General features: G+C 44.1%; 16 protein-coding genes. 4 read left to right on the top strand and 12 right to left on the bottom strand.

Going from position 1 to position 19,387, the window contains the following annotated elements; genetic code table 11:
* Window positions 1–25 precede the first annotated feature (25 nt).
* Window positions 26–2,146 (bottom strand): glycoside hydrolase family 3 N-terminal domain-containing protein, encoded by a 2,121-nt coding sequence (locus BAE46_RS02370; RefSeq protein ID WP_070111675.1) that lies wholly within the window; start codon window positions 2,144–2,146, stop codon window positions 26–28.
* Between the two features lie 245 nt (window positions 2,147–2,391).
* Here BAE46_RS02370 and pbp4b point away from each other — a divergent pair, with 245 nt between their 5' ends.
* A complete protein-coding gene (gene pbp4b, locus BAE46_RS02375) occupies window positions 2,392–4,941 on the top strand; it encodes a penicillin binding protein PBP4B (protein WP_238528986.1) in 2,550 nt (849 codons plus the stop codon).
* Window positions 4,942–4,967: 26 nt separating this feature from the next.
* Window positions 4,968–6,341: a Na+/H+ antiporter NhaC family protein gene (locus tag BAE46_RS02380; protein ID WP_006007378.1), complete on the top strand. Its 1,374-nt coding sequence runs from the start codon at window positions 4,968–4,970 to the stop codon at window positions 6,339–6,341.
* Window positions 6,342–6,439: 98 nt separating this feature from the next.
* Here the strand turns inward: BAE46_RS02380 and BAE46_RS02385 are convergent, their stop codons facing one another.
* From BAE46_RS02385 to trxA, 11 genes are all read right to left on the bottom strand, one after another.
* Window positions 6,440–6,712 carry an HU family DNA-binding protein gene (locus tag BAE46_RS02385; RefSeq protein WP_006007381.1) on the bottom strand — a complete coding sequence of 91 codons (273 nt, stop codon included), beginning with the start codon at window positions 6,710–6,712 and terminating at the stop codon, window positions 6,440–6,442.
* A gap of 142 nt (window positions 6,713–6,854) precedes the next feature.
* Window positions 6,855–7,271 carry a VOC family protein gene (locus BAE46_RS02390; RefSeq protein ID WP_006007383.1) on the bottom strand — a complete coding sequence of 139 codons (417 nt, stop codon included), beginning with the start codon at window positions 7,269–7,271 and terminating at the stop codon, window positions 6,855–6,857.
* A 13-nt stretch (window positions 7,272–7,284) separates the two neighbouring features.
* Window positions 7,285–8,760, bottom strand: a complete 1,476-nt coding sequence (locus tag BAE46_RS02395; RefSeq protein ID WP_006007385.1) for an aldehyde dehydrogenase family protein — start codon at window positions 8,758–8,760, stop codon at window positions 7,285–7,287.
* Between the two features lie 131 nt (window positions 8,761–8,891).
* The gene (locus BAE46_RS02400; protein ID WP_006007387.1) at window positions 8,892–10,190 is read right to left on the bottom strand and encodes an adenylosuccinate synthase; all 1,299 of its coding nucleotides are present in this window, start codon (window positions 10,188–10,190) and stop codon (window positions 8,892–8,894) included.
* Between the two features lie 88 nt (window positions 10,191–10,278).
* The gene (locus tag BAE46_RS02405; protein WP_006007389.1) at window positions 10,279–11,127 is read right to left on the bottom strand and encodes a tetratricopeptide repeat protein; all 849 of its coding nucleotides are present in this window, start codon (window positions 11,125–11,127) and stop codon (window positions 10,279–10,281) included.
* Window positions 11,128–11,282: 155 nt separating this feature from the next.
* Window positions 11,283–11,753, bottom strand: a complete 471-nt coding sequence (locus tag BAE46_RS02410) for a Dps family protein (protein WP_040521180.1) — start codon at window positions 11,751–11,753, stop codon at window positions 11,283–11,285.
* Window positions 11,754–11,863: 110 nt separating this feature from the next.
* Window positions 11,864–12,247, bottom strand: coding sequence for a copper chaperone PCu(A)C (locus tag BAE46_RS02415; protein ID WP_006007393.1), 384 nt, complete (start codon window positions 12,245–12,247; stop codon window positions 11,864–11,866).
* Window positions 12,248–12,536: 289 nt separating this feature from the next.
* Window positions 12,537–13,685 (bottom strand): 5-(carboxyamino)imidazole ribonucleotide synthase, encoded by a 1,149-nt coding sequence (locus BAE46_RS02420; protein WP_006007395.1) that lies wholly within the window; start codon window positions 13,683–13,685, stop codon window positions 12,537–12,539.
* Window positions 13,682–14,170, bottom strand: a complete 489-nt coding sequence (gene purE, locus BAE46_RS02425; RefSeq protein ID WP_006007397.1) for a 5-(carboxyamino)imidazole ribonucleotide mutase — start codon at window positions 14,168–14,170, stop codon at window positions 13,682–13,684. The genes BAE46_RS02420 and purE overlap by 4 nt, the downstream gene beginning before the upstream one ends.
* Before the next feature lie 204 nt (window positions 14,171–14,374).
* Window positions 14,375–15,634: a transcription termination factor Rho gene (gene rho / locus BAE46_RS02430; protein WP_040521183.1), complete on the bottom strand. Its 1,260-nt coding sequence runs from the start codon at window positions 15,632–15,634 to the stop codon at window positions 14,375–14,377.
* 433 nt (window positions 15,635–16,067) lie between these two features.
* Window positions 16,068–16,394 (bottom strand): thioredoxin TrxA, encoded by a 327-nt coding sequence (trxA, locus tag BAE46_RS02435; protein ID WP_006007403.1) that lies wholly within the window; start codon window positions 16,392–16,394, stop codon window positions 16,068–16,070.
* Between the two features lie 101 nt (window positions 16,395–16,495).
* On the opposite strand from trxA, the gene rhlB reads away from it, so the two are divergent.
* Both rhlB and BAE46_RS02445 read left to right on the top strand, forming a co-directional pair.
* Window positions 16,496–17,788 (top strand): ATP-dependent RNA helicase RhlB, encoded by a 1,293-nt coding sequence (gene rhlB, locus BAE46_RS02440; RefSeq protein WP_006007404.1) that lies wholly within the window; start codon window positions 16,496–16,498, stop codon window positions 17,786–17,788.
* An 18-nt stretch (window positions 17,789–17,806) separates the two neighbouring features.
* Entirely contained in the window at window positions 17,807–19,375 is a 1,569-nt protein-coding gene (locus BAE46_RS02445) for a Ppx/GppA phosphatase family protein (protein WP_006007407.1), read from the top strand.
* Window positions 19,376–19,387 lie beyond the last annotated feature (12 nt).

The raw sequence follows: 19,387 nt of genomic DNA on the forward strand, positions 1-19,387 counted from the left end.
TAAAGGAGTCAGGTTCAATTAGTTTTCATTCTTCTTGAGGCGCTGGCTCACTTTTCGTTTTTGGCGCGGGCAAGGCCTTGATTGCTTCTGTAGATAAAGTAACAGGCAAAGTCCCTAATGGCGTTTGCTTACCGGTGATCACCTTAACTAACGAGGCAAATGCAGGACTGAACAGGTATTCATTATTATTGGGTGTACTACTAACCTGCGCAACTTGATAGTCGTATGAGGCAAAAATAGCGCTGTATGATTGGGCGTCATTAACGGAAATATAGGGCGAGCGAAGCTTTACCAGTATTCTCGGTATATCTTGAAATTTAGCCTGCGCAACTAGAGCATTAATGGCACAGAGCTGCAGTTCGTTATCGATACGACCACTAGCCTGTATACCCTCATAATCAACACTTTCATGAAAGCCAAGCGCCGGAAAAGCGTCGCCTACAATTACCGCGTCTATGTCAGCTAAAAGCTCTGAATTCGAAGGAATAGCCTCGCTTAGTATACTCAAACAATTTACGTCACTTGTATCTACTTGTTCTTGCCAGTACTGCTTAAAGGCTTGACAGCGCAGTTTATCAGGCATAAAAACAAGCAAGCGTTGCTGCGCTACTAATGGTGTAGTAAGGCCCTTAATTTGCGTAAAAGATGCTTGTGACAGTGAAAGCGCTAAATTATAGTCACTGGTTTTGTAGGAAGTGTCCTCTAACAGCGCAAGTTTATCGGCTAAGGGCAACAAGCTTCGTTTAGCAATATTGCGTTTAGCCTTGTGCGTGAGTATTCGCCTGTACGATGCGTCAACCAAGCCTTTTAGCTCATTGTCTTGGGCAATGAATATAGTCAGTTCGTTCAACCAGTCTAAAAAGCCAATCGCATCTTGGGGTGAACTTATTTGGTAAGGCATGAGAGTAATGTCGGCGCCTGCAGAAAATGACTGAATAACGGCTTCTATTGGCGTTAGATATTGAGTAATAGACTTCATGTTTAAAGCATCGGTAATAATAAGTCCGCTATAGGCTAATTCTTGACGTAAAATACCCGTTAATATTTTGCGTGATAATGTAGCAGGTAACACCGGTAGCTCTGCGGTAGCTTGCGCGTTGTCTGCATTTTCAGTAGCGGCTTTATCACCCACAAAGCGAGTGCTGTCAAGCGCAGGATACTGAATATGGGCTGTCATAATCATATCTGGACGTGTGTTAGAGTTACCAATAACTTTTCGAAATGGCAATAAGTCGATGCTGTTGATCATTTCACGGCTGTGATTCACCCGCGGCAAACCCACGTGACTGTCCAGAAAAGTATCGCCATGACCGGGGAAATGTTTTGCTGCTACCGAAATATTTTGCTCTTGCATAGTGAGTATTGACGCACCGCCTAAATCTGAGACTAAGTTTGGGAATTGACCATAGGCCCTCACGTTTATAATTGGATTACTGGGGTTGTTGTTAACGTCAATCACTGGCGCAAAATTAACGTTAATACCGAGTAAATTTAGATGTTTCGCCATTGCTAGACTTGTCGCTATAGAGTATTTATTTTTATGTGCTTTGGCGGTGGCCCCAATCGCCATATTCCCCGCAAACCCCATAAAATAAGACTGTGGAAGTCGCGACACTCGCCCGCCTTCTTGATCGATACCAATGTAAAGAGGAATATAAAGAGGCTGTTTAAAAGTTTGCGGTTCGCGCTGTTTAACACCTTGCTGAGCAAGGCCAGGCACTTTCTTATGTGCAGGCATCAGCGCTACTTGTAAATCATGCGTGAGTCTTATAATTTGCTCAGGCGAAGATAAATTTTCAGAAAATAAAATTACCCCACCCACCTTCGACTTCGCCAACATAGAGGCTATCTCATCGGGTAGTTCAAGCAATGGCTCTAGACAATATCCTTGGGCTTTAGGCGAGCAGTAATAGCGCAGGTCAATAAACAATTTTTGGGCTATTTTGGCCCGAAGCTCAGTGTCAACATTCTTAAATTGACTTTGCAGCGGGATTTGCGCGTTTACCAAAGCGCTTGCTTCTAGCGTGAAAGAACATGCAATGAGCAAGACAATGCAAATATTGAGATAGCGCTGAGCAATACTGCTGCGTTCGTTTACAACACGTGGGGTTACCTTTCGCTTAACGATTGTAATGTAGTTCTTCATCTATACTTTTCAGCCATCTTCGATAATAGTTCTTTATGTTATGTACAGCAGGCATTTGATATCTTTCCTTATCACGGGACTGTCATTAAAGATAGAGCCTTGCAAAAATGCTTTTTTCGATAGTCCTGATTACTAACAAATAGACACTGCCACTTTATATCATTTAGTTTACGCAACAAATGACGTATATTAAACGGAAAAATAAGACTTTACTGAGCTAACTTTACCTAACTAGCAGGGGCAGTATGCGTAAAACACCTTTTTGGCCATTTGTTTTCGTTAACAGGCAAAGCGGATCTTTGCAAAAAATGTATTCTCACAAATGTAAACTCCGGTTTTTGAGCCTAATCACGATAGCATTAAGTGTATTAGTAAGCTGTACAAACACGCATAAAATTGTACAGCTAGAGTCAAGCAATTCAAGCTACAGAGTCAAGTCCTTGGTGATGCACTTTACTGCGGTAAATTACGAACGTTCAATTGATTTTCTGGTAAATGAAGGTGGCGGCGTAAGCTCACATTATCTGATCCCGATGCTAAATGATGAAAGCTATCCCAAAAGCCACATTGAAGTGCTGCAGCTTGTGGATGAAAAGGAGCGGGCGTGGCACGCTGGCCAAAGTTATTGGCAGGGCCGCAGCTCACTGAACGATTCTTCTATTGGGATTGAAATTGTGAATATTCCTGAGTGCATTGAAAGCGATGTTCCCGCTGGATTTATTAAACCAAAAGACATGTGTATTTTTCCAGAGTTCGAACATAAGCAAATTGAGTTGTTAATCGCGCTATCAAAAGATATTTTAGCGCGCAATCCGGATATTACGCCAACGGCAGTAGTGGGCCATTCTGACATTGCGCCTTCACGCAAAAATGATCCTGGCCCAAGATTTCCGTGGCAAAAACTATACCAAGCTGGCATTGGCGCATGGTATGACAATGACACTGTAGCTGAGTATTGGCAGCTATTTAATCATCAATCTCCCAGCACCGGCCTGCTGCAAGAGGCACTTAATATTTATGGCTATGCTATTGATAAAACAGGGGTTTTAGACCGCCAAACTTTGGACGTACTGGGCGCCTTTCAAATGCACTTCATCCCTTGGCAAGTGACCTATCAAGCTGACACCAAAACCGCAGCCACAATATTTGCCCTACTGGAAAAATATTTTGAACCACAGCTTAGTGCTTTAATGACCCAGTACCAAAGTGAGTCTGCGATAATAGATAATTTCACCCCGCTCACGAGCCAGCTAAACATGCTCTTCTTGGCATCAGCGCAAGGTACACAGCATCTTTATAATGGTAATAGAGCCTCCTTTTTGGCGATTGCTAATAAAGGCACCCTGACTATTGAAAGCACAAACGTGATATCAGCCGATATTTTTATCAACAATCAGAAACTCAACTTAGGCAATGTGTTTACGCAAAACCCAGCCAAACCTCAATCTCTATCAATTGCCAAACGTACTCAAAACCGCATAAACAGCCTGCGCGTTGAGAATATACGCGCCAGCATTAACAACACGCCAGCTGAAATTGCGATCAGCATTCCCTATCCTACTATTAACACACTCGCTATGCTAAACAGCATGAGGCCTAAGGTCGACTTTTCAAAACTCGACCAGTTTATACAAAATGATATAAGTAAGGGTTTTCCTGGTGCCAGCATAGTCGTTGTGCATAAGGGCAATATTATTAAGCAACAAGCCTATGGCTATGCGCTAAAATATGATGAACAGCAGCGAGCCGTTAACGCACCTGCGCCTATGACAACTAGCACTATGTTTGATTTAGCTTCAAACACAAAAGTATTTGCCACTACCTTAGCCGTAATGAAGTTAGTAGACGAGGGTAAACTATCGTTAACCACACCTATTGCCCACTATTTGGCCGAGTATCAGGGCGGTGGCCGCGATACCCGCACTATTGCTGATTTACTCTCGCATACCTCTGGCTACAATAGCGAAGTGCAATTTTTCAAGAACAATAGCCCGTTTGGCGACCTATTTTTCTCGCAGGACAAAGTCCTCACCAGTGAGTTTTTGTTAAACCAGGTACCCTTTAGCAATGCGCGCAGAAGCACCCAAAATTACAGTGATACCAACTTTATGATCCTTGGGTTACTTGTGGAGCGCATCACCCACATGCCACTTGATCAATACGTAGAAACCTACATTTACGCGCCCCTAGGCCTAAGCAATACCCTATTTGTGCCCTTAAGCAAAGGCAAACAAGCCTATCAGTTTGCCGCAACAGAACTACAGGGAAATACTCGCGGCGGCCGCGTTACCTTTGACAACATCCGCAGCGGCGTTATTCAAGGTCAAGTTCATGACGAAAAAGCCCACTATTCTATGCAGGGTGTAGCCGGGCATGCTGGTTTGTTCTCCACCGCGCAAGATTTAGCGGTGCTTGCGCAGTTATTACTAAACGGCGGCGGCTATGGCAATGTGCATTTGTTTTCGCAATATACCATTAATCGTTTTGTGCACCCCGAATTTGTGCGCGATTCAATGGGTTTAGGCTGGCGCTTATCTTCACCTGAAACACGCTGGCATTTTGGGTCATATGCAAGTTCAAGTGCCTATGGGCACACCGGTTGGACTGGCACCGCCACCGTTATTGACCCTGAATTAGACTTAGCTATTATATACTTGAGCAACAAAAAGCATTCTCCACTAAGTGAACAAGGTGGGCGTTTACAATTCAGCGGTGACCAATATCCAAGCGCACGCTATGGCAACATAATGAACTTAGTGTACGAAGCGGTATTGGCGCAAACAGCCGTAAAGTAAAACAGCAGCAAATAAGAGGAAAAAGCGTGGATTGGTTAAGCATTTTACCCCCCTTAGTGGCCTTAGCCGTCGTGTTATGGAAAAAGGAAGTAATATTGGCTTTATTATTGTCAATTATTACCTCCGAATACCTACTGTTGCTGCAGCAAGCACAACAAAGCGTGCTCTTAACCCCTATTAATACAATTGAACGAATAGTTTCAACCATCAGTAACGAAGGCAATGCGCGTATTCTTTTATTCAGTTTATTAGTGGGCGCGCTACTTGCGTTCATGCGCGATTCTGGCGGCGTTGCCGCTTTTGTTAATAAACTCGTTTCATCTGGCATTGCTAGTACTAAGCGCCGCGCCGGCGGCGTTACTATGTTTACCGGCATGGTGGTATTTATAGAATCTAATTTAAGCGTACTCACCGCAGGCATTATGGCAAGGGGTCTGTACGACAAATTTAAAATGAGCCGTGCAAGGCTCGCCTACGTGATTGATTCAACCAGTGCGCCCGTGTGTATTCTCATACTACTTAACGGTTGGGGCGCTTATGTGCTGATCTTACTAAGCGCCTATGACTTACCCTCAAGCCCAGTTGTTGTGCTATGGAGCACTTTACCTTATAACATCTATGCATGGCTTACCTTAGTCATTGTCGCCTACACCATATTTGCCGACAAAGTACACGGCCCAATGAAAGAAGCTGAAAAAAAGCTTGAGCGCGTAGACACCAAGGTAGCCATTGCCAAGCCCACCAAAGCGCGTTTTATGCTATTACCGTTAAGCGTGATGATTTTTGGCATGGTGGGCTTTATGATATGGACCGGTAACGGCAACTTAGCGCAAGGCAGTGGCAGTCGCTCGGTACTCTACGCCACCTTTTTAGCCTGCATTGTGGGCTATTGCCTTATGGTGCTTAGTAAACAAACTACGCACCAAGGTGCATTTAAAATTGGCTTTGCCGGTATCAGCGAGCTCTTACCCTTGGTCACCATAGTGATGCTGTCAATTGGACTTGGCGCCAGCTTGAAAGTATTAGGCACTGGTATATTTGTATCGGGCCTAGTAGGCGAGTATTTACCGCTGGTATTGGTTGTGCCTATGCTATTTGTAGCAGGCGGCATTATTTCTTTTACCACCGGCACCTCGTGGGGAACCTTCGCTATTTTAATCCCCATCGGTATGCCTTTAGCGCAAACCTTAGGGCTACCCGCTGAGCTTGTATTAGCCGCGATACTTGGCGGAGGCATATTTGGTGATCATTGCTCGCCTATTTCTGATACTACCGCGGTATCGTCGTTAGCCGCTGGATGTGACTTACTTACTCATGTCAAAACACAACTGCCCTACGCACTACTTACCGGCGCTACTACCGTTGTAGCCTATCTTGTATTAAGTGCAGTCATGCTATAGACATGATACCGCGTTTAGGTATATGTATAGACATCGAAAACAAAAACGGCTAGCAAATGCTAACCGTTTTTGTAAAAGCAAAAGCTTTCAAATAAATCTTAATTGCAGGCATCTTTGAGTGCTTTACCCGCTTTAAACCCAGGAACTTTTGCTGCGGCGATTTGAATCGTCGCACCCGTTTGTGGGTTTCTACCAGAACGCGCGGCTCTATCTTTAACGGAAAAGGTACCAAAGCCAACAAACGTTACTGCATCGCCTTTTGCTAATGCAGCTGTAATTGTATCGGTAATTGCATTAAGTGCATTTCCAGCAGACGCTTTAGATAGGTCGGCTTTCTCAGCGATTTGCGTAATTAATTCTTGTTTATTCATAGTTATTTTTCTCTTTTTTATGAGGTTTGTATGACTGCAACTCCTAGCAGCTTTTGTTATTAGATGGCATTTTCACGATAAGATCAACATCTAGCGCGCTGATATAAGGCAAAACGAGCAAAAAAAAGCCAATTAACACTGATTAGACCGCAAAAATTTGCGTGGGATCATTAAAATACTTAAATTCTAGCGCGTTGCCCGCAGGATCGAACAGGAAAAACGTACCCTGCTCACCTGTTTTACCTTTAAAACGGATGTATGGCTCAAGTTGAAACGGTATATTATGCGCTCTTATCTTGTCAATCACCTGCAGCCAGACCTCTTCATCAACAAGCACCCCAAAATGCGGAACCGGAACCGATTTGTTATCGACTTCATTAGGCGCCACGCACTTAGGCATTGTATCCACCAAATGCGTCACAAGTTGATGACCAAAAAAATTCCAGTCAATCCAGTGTTTATCGCTGCGGCCCTGCTCGCAGGCTAAAACTTGTCCATAAAAATGTGCAGCGTCGTTCAGATTATTTACTGGAATGGCTAGATGAAACGGAAATGTCATACAATCAGCTCTCTTATTTTAAAAACCTACGGATCAATGAAAATTTGAATGCATTAAAGGGCATATAGCGCAGAGAATTTTCTAAGCTAAAACTGCGCTTTAATATCGACTTTTGGTGAGAGAAGGTGTCAAAGCCATATTTTCCATGATAGCGACCCATTCCACTAATACCCACACCGCCAAACGGAAGCTCAGGATTCACCATAAATACACAGGTGTCGTTAATGCACATATTGCCTGCACTAATTTGGTCAACGAAGCGTTGTTCAAACTCTTTGTCTTTGGTAAATACATAGGCCGCTAATGGTTTAGCACGCTGCCTAATAAACGCAAGCATATCGCTGCGCCCATTGAAACTGACGATAGGAATGATGGGGCCAAAAATCTCTTCTTGCATGAGTGGGCTATCAGGGCTTGGGTTGAGCACTATCGTAGGCGCAATGAATTTCTTACTTACATCATGCTCGCCGCCAAACACAATATTTTGGTCTTTTAAATACCCTACCAGTCGCTCGGCGTGAGCCTGACTTATAATGCGACCAAAATACTTATTTTTTTCAATATCTTTACTATATTGCTTAACAATGACTTTTTTAAGCATGTTAACAACATCGTCAAGGTGACTATGATGGACCATTAAGTAGTCAGGCGCGATGCACGTTTGCCCTGCATTCATCAGTTTCCCCCAAACAATCCTGCTGCAGGCGGCGCTTAGGTCAATATTTTTGTCAACAATGCAGGGGCTTTTACCGCCAAGCTCCAGCGTTACGGGAGTAAGGTGCTCAGCGGCGGCGCGCATTACAATTTTACCCACTTTTTCGCCCCCAGTGTAAAACACCTTGTCAAAGGCTAAGCTTAAGAGCTCAGACGTAGGTTCTTTACCGCCTTCGACCACAGCAATTGCGTTCATGTCTAAATACTTAGGCAACAGCTTGGCAATTAAAGCAGAGGTAGCAGGCGCAAGCTCCGATGGCTTTATAATAACGCAGTTTCCCGCACTAATAGCAGCCAGCATGGGGCTCAAAGCCAGTTGGAAAGGATAGTTCCAAGCCCCAATGACTAAACAAGTACCCAATGGCTCTGCTTTGATCATGCTTTTACCCGGCATGGCTAGCAGTGGTGTACCCACCGATCTTGGCTTCGCCCAGCCGTCTATATGACTCAGCAAATACTTTACATCCTTGGTTAAATATCCCACTTCGGTTATAAAGGCTTCTTCTTCCGATTTGTGCAGGTCTTGATATAGCGCTGTAGTTATCGCTTTTTCTTCGCTGCGAAGTAATTTTAAAAACGCATTAAGCTGATGTTTACGCCACGACAATGGGAGCGTTGCAGATGTGGCAAAATAGTCATCCAATCTAGCTTTTGTGTCAGTCAGGGCTGCAAGACTGTCGTTTACAGGGCTTACCCAAGATACCTTGCTGTTTTGCGCTATGTTGGTCTCTTTTTTACTGTTTGTATCAATATTTGCGGCTGCTTGTTGATCCATGGCTATATTATCCTAGTTCCATAATTAACCATGATATTAGCAGAACCCTGCTGTAGTTTCGACCATAAAAAAGCCCGCCACTAGTCGATAAATTGCACTAGTGCCAGGCTATTAAGTAGCAAAAATGAGGCTTAAACTGAATACGGGTCTTTGAGCACCATAGTGTGCGCTCTGTCAGGCCCTGTCGATATGATGTCTATCGGTACACCCGCAAGTGTTTCAATGCGTTTAATATAGTTTTTAGCCGCCTGAGGTAGGCTATCAAACGTGGTTACGCCGAAGGTGCTGCTCGTCCAACCCGGCATATCTTCATACACTGGCGTGACAGCTTCATAGCCTTCGGCCGCTAGGGGGGGAGTAGTGCTGACCTTACCGTTTTTGTCTTTGTAGCCAATACAAATACGTAATGTCTCTAAACCATCGAGCACATCAAGTTTGGTCAGACAAAACCCCGTAATGGAGTTTAGCTGCACGGCGCGCTTTATCGCGACTGCGTCAAACCAACCGGTGCGACGCTTGCGACCGGTTGTAGCGCCAAATTCGTGACCTTTGACGCCCAAATGCTGGCCCACTTCACAGTCGAGTTCTGTCGGAAACGGGCCTGAGCCTACTCGCGTGGTATAGGCTTTTACTATTCCCAGCACGTAGTCTAAGTGCAAAGGTCCAAAGCCAGCCCCAGTGGCAACACCGCCCACTGTGGTATTTGATGACGTCACATAAGGATAAGTGCCGTGATCGATGTCGAGTAAGGTGCCTTGGGCGCCTTCAAACATTATGGGTTCACCCTTAAGCCTTGCGGTTTCAAGTAAATCGGTTACATCCACCACCATCGATTTTAATAAATCGGCTACTGCCAACGCATCGGCTAGCACGGTAGCGTAGTCTAGGGGTTCGACCTTGTAATATTCGGTCAGCATAAAGTTGTGATATTCCATCACTTCTTTTAGCTTCAACGCAAAACCTTGTGCGTTGAACAAATCACCCACACGCAGGCCTCTGCGCGACACTTTGTCTTCATACGCTGGGCCTATACCGCGACCAGTCGTGCCTATTGCTTTATTGCCTCTGGCGGTTTCGCGCGCTATATCAAGAGCAATATGAAAGGGTAAAATTAAAGGACAGGCTTCACTTATTTTAAGGCGTTTTTTTACGGGTATGCCTTTGTCTTCAAGCATTTTCATTTCTGTGAGCAAGGCTTCAGGGCTTAGCACAACGCCGTTGCCAATGACGCAGGTTACTTTACTACGCAAAATACCAGAGGGAATTAAATGAAGGACAGTCGTCACGCCGTCAATAACCAAAGTGTGGCCAGCGTTGTGGCCTCCTTGGTATCTCACTACATAAGAGACCTTCTGCGTTAGCAGGTCAACTACTTTTCCTTTGCCTTCATCACCCCATTGGGTGCCAAGCACAACAACATTTTTAGCCATAAGTTAAGAACGGTAATTAAGTTTGAGGGCGATGTTAGCAAAAAAAGCAGTGCCTGACATCTCTATTTAGCGTAAAAAAGTGCGGCCTTTAATATAAAAGGCTGTATAGCTTGCGCCTGTAGGCCGCCTTTATGGGGTCGCCGTCGGCTAATGCGTTTATCATATCGAGCATAGTCTTTTTAGCATCGCCAAAACTTAGGTCTTTTTTCACTACTTCCAATAGCAAAGATAAGGCTTGTTCAGGCTGGTGCGCTTGCTGCAGTTGCACAGCAAGCTCTACTTTAATACCCAAATCATCAGGTGACTGGGCATGTTTTTCCTGAAGTTCTAAGAGCTGCGGTGACTCAGCCGCTTTTTCGGCTAATTTAATTTTCCCCAGCACTGCTTGATAATCCCCATTCTGATCGACAAGGCCAACACAGCCAATGAGGGCTTTTGCTTGCGCTAGAGTGCCTGTTTCAACACAGGCATCAGCATACATTATTGTAATATCGGCTCGGGTAGCATCAATATCATGCGCTTGTTTCAAAAATGTAAAGGCGCCTTGATAATCTGCTTGCGCAATAAGTTCTTTTGCTTTGCTAAACAACTCATCTTCTGGTTTGGGCAAATATTCTGCAAACGTGACTTTCAACTGCGCTTCATCTTGTGGTCCTGAAAAGCCATCTACAGGCTGTCCATCCTTCACTAAAATAGTGGTCGGGAGCCCTTTAACGCCGAACTGCTGTACTATTTCAGCCTGTTCGTCGCAGTTCACACTTGCCAAAAAGATCTCATCAGGATACTGACTAACAAAGCGCTTAATCACCTCTAGCTGGGCTACGGAGGGCTCATCCCGCTGCGCCCAAAAATAAACGACTACTAGCTTTAGGGCTGATTGTTCGACCATAACAGGACGAAAGTTTTCAAGAGTAAGTGCTACCGTGTTTTGATTCATAAAAATAGGCCGTTTTGTTTTAGATTGCTATGTCGCAATGTGTGGTGATATGTGTGGTGATGTTCGTCTTTTTTGCAAGTAACTGACGCTATAGCATTGTGCTCCTTGCCTTTCGCAAGGTTCACAATGCATTACTGCGTCTTAATTGCGTAAGACTATTTTTGTGTTGCGCGTAACATCCATGCAGTTTTCTCATGCACACGCATACGATCTGAAACCAATGCAGAAGTGGATTCATCATCGGCCTTTTGAGAAAGCTTGAGGACGTCTCTGCATGTCTTCACAACCGCTTCATGCCCTTGCATCAGCAAGGTCACCATATGTGATGCTTGTGGCACACCATCTACTTCTTTGATACTGCTCAATTCAGCAAAAGCTTTATAGGTGGCGGGCACTGCCACATCTAATGTTCTAATGCGCTCTGCTACGTCATCAACTGCTGTCGCTAACTCAGTATAATGCTCCTCAAACATTAGGTGTAGCTCACGAAACTGTGGGCCTGTTACGTTCCAGTGAAAGTTATGTGTTTGTAAGTAGAGAGTGTACGAATCTGCTAATAGTTTTTTTAAGCCATTTGCAATTTCGCGGCGATCGTTTTCATTTATACCAATATCTATATTCGACATATTACCCTCTATTGTTAAATATTCGGTCTGACACACAGACCATTTGGGATCCATACTGCCTTAGCTAAGCGTAAATGTTAAAAATGCCTTAACGGCTCTTTTTGTATATTTCAATTACGCTTATCTAAAACAGGTACGCTATGGCTTAACTGCGATCCGTCTTCAAAAATTAAATTGACGTTTATAAATTCGTCTTTGTTAAGTGGCTTTTGTAAACCCATCAGCATAATGTGCATGCCGCCGGGAGATAATTCAACCGTCGAGCCAGCTTTTATTTCAATACCATCTTCTAATTCTTGCATGCTCATCATTTCGTTTTGCATGATGGTATGATGCAGTTCGGCTGTCATGGCCACACTGTTGTCGACTGACACCGAGCTGAGTACTAGGTCATGATTGCTGGTATTGATGATAGAAAAGTAGGCAGCGCCGCTTTTTGCAAGTGCAAATGTGGCTCTTGCCCACGGCTCATTTATACTAACAGATGACGCCATGCTAATCTCTGCGATATGAGCTTGATGGTGTACGTTCGCATTTACATACACAGTAGCAGTGGTAGCTAGGATGACGAAGAAAAAGGATGCCCTCAGTACTAGCCTTTTACTATATGTCGACAGGTAAGTGAGCAAAGAGCGCGAGGCACGCAACAAACAAAACCCAAAAAATGATTTACATGGCATAATTTATTTATCTCCGTATTGCCGATATGAATTAATGTGAAAAAATACTTTTTATAATAGTCACCACTCAAAACATGCTCCTTATACAATTTTGATAAGGTCGCTAGGTTTGCGAGAAAGCTTGTAAACGTTTTGCTTCTCCTGCTAACAGGGGAAACGATTCCTCGGGTAAATGCTCAAGTAGAGCAATTAGTTTGTCGCCAAGCTGAGCATAATTATCGGCCACTACGTTTATATGCCCCATTTTACGTTTTTCACGCAGGGTTTTGCCGTACCAGTGCAAATGGCAGCCGTCAAGCGCGATTAGGTCTCGGCTAAAACTGGTGCAGCCAATGACATTCACCATGGCGTTAACGTAAGGGGTTTTGGTGCTGCCCAAACCAAAGCCTAATACCGCTCGTATGTGCTGTTCAAACTGACAAGTGCCAACACCGTCTTGAGTCCAATGCCCTGAATTATGCACGCGTGGGGCAATTTCATTTACTAATAATTCGTCGCCAACTTGGAAAAGCTCTATGGCTAACACACCTACATATTCAAGCGCATTTGCTATGCGCTTAAAGATATCGTTCGCTTGAAAGATAATTGTTTTTGTTAGCTTAGTGGCTGGCGCAATCGATACGTGTAGTTGTCCTTCATAGTGTAAATTCTCAGCAATTTGGAAGCAGCAAATATTGCCCTTAGCATCGCGCGCGCCGACCACTGAAATTTCCCGATCAAATAAGGACATTTTCTCCGCAATTAGCGGTACTTTGCGTAAATCGAGTTTATCAAAGGTATCGTGCAAACTTCCTAGGTCTGATGCGCTGCGCATACGCCATTGACCATAGCCATCGTAGCCGTCTCGGCTGGATTTGAAAATTATTTTGTCACCCAAAATGTCTGTAATGCCCTCAAGCTGGTCAACATTATCGATAATCAAATGTTGGCAGTTAGCGATGCCATTTTGTGCCAGTAAATACTTTTCTCTTACTCTGTCTGCTCCAGCCATAATGGATAGCATATTTGGCATGAGCTTTCCACTGGCTTCGACAAGCTCTAGCAATGGCTCAGGAATATGCTCAAATTCAACGGTAATTGCTTTTGCTTCTTCAATGGCGAATGCTAAATCAAACTCATGCACTTGCCTACTAACCGGATTCAGCACTGAATTGTCTGTAACGTCAACCGCAAAAACCTCTACGCCAAGGGGTGCAGCGGCTAAATACAGCATTTTCGCTAGTTGCCCAGCGCCTAACACGAGTACCTTCATTCAAGCACCAAAGTTTGATTTGAAAGTATAGTTTGCGTTTGCTTAGCTCTAAAGGCAATTATGTTGTCGCGCACAGTCTCGTTTTGCAGCGCAATAATTTGCGCGGCTAGTAAACCAGCGTTTGCAGCGCCTGCCTCACCAATTGCTAAGGTGCCTACAGCAACACCTTTTGGCATTTGAACAATAGATAGCAGTGAGTCAAGTCCGTTTAATTGACTAGAACGCACCGGGCATCCTAATACGGGTAGGTGAGTGTGCGCAGCAATCATGCCGGGTAAATGCGCTGCACCACCGGCACCTGCAATAACCACCTGATAACCTTTGCTGGCAGCACCTTCGCTAAATTCAACCAGCAAGTTAGGCGTTCTATGAGCAGATACGACCTGCGCCGTAAATTCAACGCCAAGCGCTTTAAGCATAGAAGCTGCTTTTTGCATCGTTGGCCAGTCTGACTGTGAACCCATTACAATTGCGACTTGCGCCATTTAATACTCGCTCTTAAAAAGTGGCCTATCACAGCAGGCAGGCTAGCCATTAAACTGCAGCAGGCATTAATACAATTAACTATTATACTCACAAGCACAAAAAAGAGCGACCCTCGCCGCTCTTTTTTTGTGCTCATATGTTTAGCGCCTTTACAAAAAAAGAGCGCTATGGCTCTTTTTTTATAACTATATTGTAAAAACCCTTTAGCCGCGTTTCATGCTCGCAAAAAACTCTTCGTTAGTTTTCGTCATAGAAAGACGGCTTATCATGAACTCCATACAGTCTACTTCTGACATTTCATGCACTATCTTACGCAGAATCCACATTTTTTGCAGCTCGTCAGGGGTGGTGAGTAGCTCTTCTCTTCGGGTGCCCGATCGGTTAATATCAATAGCCGGGAATACGCGTTTTTCTGCTATTTTTCGATTAAGATGGATCTCCATGTTACCAGTGCCTTTAAACTCTTCATAAATAACTTCATCCATTTTTGAGCCAGTATCGATAAGGGCAGTTGCAATAATGGTTAAACTGCCGCCCTCTTCTACATTTCTAGCCGCGCCGAAGAATCTTTTTGGCTTGTGCAGCGCGTTTGCGTCTACACCACCCGTTAAGACTTTACCAGACGATGGAATAACCGTGTTATAAGCACGTGCTAAACGGGTTATTGAGTCTAATAAAATAACCACGTCTTTTTTGTGTTCCACTAAACGCTTGGCTTTTTCGATGACCATTTCTGCGACCTGGACGTGGCGACTAGCGGGTTCGTCGAAGGTTGAAGCAATAACTTCGCCGTTAACTAAACGCTGCATTTCGGTCACTTCTTCTGGGCGCTCATCGATTAACAATACCATCAATAGACAGTCGGGATGGTTAGCCGCAATTGACTGCGCAATGTTTTGCAGCAATAAGGTTTTACCTGCTTTTGGCGGCGCCACAATAAGTCCGCGCTGACCGCGGCCTATGGGTGAAGCTAAGTCTAGTACTCTGGCCGTAATATCTTCGGTGCTGCCATTGCCTCTTTCCATACGCAAGCGATCATTTGCGTGCAGTGGCGTAAGATTTTCAAATAAAATTTTGTTACGTGAATTCTCAGGTTTATCAAAATTAACTTCTCTAATTTTTAACAGCGCAAAGTAGCGCTCGGTGTCTTTTGGCGGCCTAATTTTACCTGAAATTGTATCACCGGTGCGCAAATTAAAGCGTCGAATTTGGCTTGGTGATACGTAAATGTCGTCGGGGCCAGCAAGATAGGATGAATCGGCTGAGCGTAAAAACCCGAATCCGTCCTGTAGTATTTCAAGTGCACCGTCACCGAAAATGTCTTCACCGCCCTTGGCATGAGCCTTTAAAATGGAGAAGATAATATCTTGCTTACGCGCACGCGCTAGATTTTCTAAACCCATGGTTTCAGATAGAGCGACGAGTTCGTTAATAGGTTTGCTTTTTAAATCAGTTAAATTCATATTTGGGGGGTCTGTTTTGTTGTTACGCGTTGTTAAATTTACGAAACTGGCAGCTCTGTTGCCGCTTATTAGCGTTATGCAAACATGAATGTTTGCTAACAAAAGATGCGCCATGACGGCCAATTTCATTGTGTTTAATTAATTGATACTTGTCCAACAGCTGCCTTAGACAATTGATCGCTTAATGGAAATTACGAGGTACATATTTTCGACCACATAAGTGTGAATAATGTGTTTCAAATCGAGAATAAAACCGGAGCTTACAAGGTGGATAGTCCACATAATATAATATGTAAACAAACCTTACTGCTGGTGAGTTAGTTAAAAGTATCACTTAATGCTAAATTCGTCCAGTTTTTTGTAAGCATTAGCGATAATCGATAAATATAAGGTCAAAATAAAGCAACCGAGCCGGTTGCTTTATTAGTCCAGTTTATATGTGCGCGTCTAAAAACTCTTTTAATTGCGCCTTAGAAACCGCGCCAACCTTGGTCGCAGCAAGCGCTCCATCCTTAAATAAAAGCAGAGCCGGAATACTGCGTATGCTGTATTTAGGCGGAGTTTCGTTATTTTCTTCGACATTTAGCTTGCCAACTGTTAACTTCCCCTCGTATTCGACCGATATTTCTTCTAGAATAGGGGCGATCATCTTACAGGGGCCGCACCACTGCGCCCAGAAATCAACTAACACAGGACCTGATGCTTTCAATACATCGGCTTCGAATTTTTCGTCTGTTAATACGAGAATTTTGTCGCTCATTCTTTTCTCCAAATTAGGGATTATTGCTGACACCTTTGTTCAGTGCCTAATAGTGTTATATAGAAGTCATTTTTATTGCAAGCATCGAGAAGCTATAAGCTATGCCACAAACACATTTAACTGATACGCTATTTTCTTCTCTTTCGATTCACCCGCAAGTTCAAGCGGGCTTAGACGAGGCTGGCTTTACCCAGTGTACGCCCATACAATCGATGAGTTTACCTCAATTACTCGCTGGAAGCGATATTGCAGGCCAAGCCCAAACCGGTACGGGTAAAACCATCGCCTTTTTGGTCGCCACCTTTCACTACCTACTTACTCATCCAAAAAGTGACCAAGGTAACAGTCCGCGCGCTATTATTATGGCACCCACTCGCGAATTGGCTGTACAAATATTTAACGACGCCCAGCTGCTCAGTAAACACACTGGATTATCTGTTGCCGCTATTTATGGAGGCGAAGGTTATGAAAGTCAACGCCAACAGCTTGAAAAAGGGGTAGATATTTTAATTGGCACCTGTGGTCGCATTATCGACTACTACAAGCAAGACGTCTTTAACTTGGATAATATTCAAGTCGCTGTACTTGATGAAGCCGATAGGATGTTCGATTTAGGCTTCATAAAAGATATTCGCTACATGTTTAACCGCATGCCTAACCCTACTAAGCGTTTAAGCATGCTGTTTTCAGCCACCTTGAGCTTTAGAGTGCAAGAACTTGCTTATGAACACATGAATAACCCTATCCACGTTCAGGTAGCACCTGAAACAAAAACTGGGATCGGCATAAGCGAGGAACTCTTTTATCCAAGCAACGAAGACAAAGCGCTATTGTTACTCACACTCATTGAAGAAGAGTGGCCTGACAAAGCCATCGTCTTTGCTAACACCAAACATGACTGTGAAAAAGTATCCGCTTGGCTGCAAGCAGACGGACACAGAGTCGGTTTGCTAAGTGGCGATGTTCAACAGAAAAAGCGCCTTACCATTTTAGAAGATTTTACCAGCGGTGCCTTAGACATATTAGTGGCTACCGATGTTGCAGCGCGTGGATTACACATTGAAAAAGTGACGCACGTATTCAACTACGATTTACCCGACGAAGCTGAAGATTACGTGCATAGAATTGGCCGTACAGGCCGTGCAGGTGAAACCGGTAAAGCAATTAGTTTTGCATGTGAGCGTCACGCACAAAACCTGCCCGCTATTGAAACTTACATAGGCCACGATGTGCAGGTAACCGACTATAACCCAATCAATTTATTAGACGATGTACCTAGACCAACCTTCACAAAACGAGCACCTGCGAGGGGTCGAACGAATACTCGCGGGGGCCCGCGTAAAGATAGTCGGCAAAGTAAAGGGCCGTCTCGGGGTCCAAAAAGAAATTCATAATATGAAGTAGAGACATTTATGTTTGTAGAGTTAGCAAAAATGGTAGATCAAGGCTCATATAACCAACAAGATGAGTACTACGCCGCCATCGATTTAGGGTCAAACAGTTTCCACATGGTTATTGTGAGGGTCTTAGCTGGTAGCGTACAAACGGTTGGTAAAAACAAACATAAAGTACGCTTAGCCACAGGCCTTGATAAAAACAATCATTTACATGAAGATGCTATTGAACGCGGGCTTTCATGTTTAACTAATTTTGCTGAAAAACTCCAAGACATCCCCCCAGAAAACATTAAAATTGTGGCTACCGCGACCTTACGCTTAGCCACTAACGCCCGCGACTTTATCAAGCGCGCCGAAACCATTTTAAAACATAAAGTACTGGTAATAAGCGGCGAGGAAGAAGCGCGCCAAATTTTCTTAGGTGTGGCCTATACGTCTGCCAACCAAGGCAACAGCTTAGTAATTGATATTGGCGGTGCCAGTACTGAAGTAATTTTAGGCCGCGACATAGAGCCGGTATTTTTGACTAGTCTAAACATGGGCTGTGTCACTTTCATGGAGCAGTTTTTTGCTAGCGGTGAGCTCACAAGTATGAATTTTGAAAATGCTTACCAAGCAGCACTCACAATACTGAATGAACATAAAGACACTTTTTTATGCTTCGACTGGCAGCAGTGCTTAGGCGCGTCGGGTACACCCCAAGCGGTCACGCAAATTTTGGTCAAACAAGGCATTAACGATGCCATAAGACTGCAGCATTTATATAATCTACGCGAAATATGCATTAGCCAACAGCATGTTGATAATCTGAACATAGACGGCTTACCGCTGGCTAGGCAAGCCATTTTCCCTAGTGGGCTAGCTATATTAATAGCGCTATTTGAGACCTTCAGTATTGATAACATGCAAATTGCTGGGGGTGCGCTGCGCGAAGGCATTATATATGGAATGCTCGACAGTTACCGACGTGCAGACAGGCGAACTCAAGGTCTAAATCATTTGATATCACGCTTCCACATAGATCCTGCACATAGCCAAAGAGCACGTGACACAGCCGTTACACTTTGCCATCAAATGTGCGATCAAACGCGTTTTTGTGATTACGACACTCATGGTATCGTTGGCGCTGCGGCTGCCCTGCATGAGTTAGGCCTACATATAGGCTATAAATCATACCATGAGCACGGCGCATATATCCTTAATAATGTTGAAATCACTGGTTTTACAACGCTACAGCGTATGATGATACGGGATTTAGTCAGCATGCATCGCCAACCAGTAGACATGCTGTCTATAGCGAATTATAGCGACGACTTGCGCGGAATGCTCGAGCGCAGCCTTCGAATATTACGAATTGCCATTATATTGGTAGGAAGGCGCAAAAGCTCGGCCATACCTGAGGTAAGTTTGTGTATCGATAATGAAAAATGGTTACTTTTATTGCCTTGCGACATTAAGATTAAACACCCTCTCATTCATACCGAACTTCTGCACGAATGCTGGATGCAGCACAAGGCCGGCTGGCGTTTAAACTTGTCTACTCAGGGTGAAAGTATCGCAGCAAAAGTCCAATGGAATGATTAAACAAAAGGCTTA

It is taken from the genome of Glaciecola punicea (assembly GCF_001756615.1).
GTDB lineage: Bacteria > Pseudomonadota > Gammaproteobacteria > Enterobacterales > Alteromonadaceae > Glaciecola > Glaciecola punicea.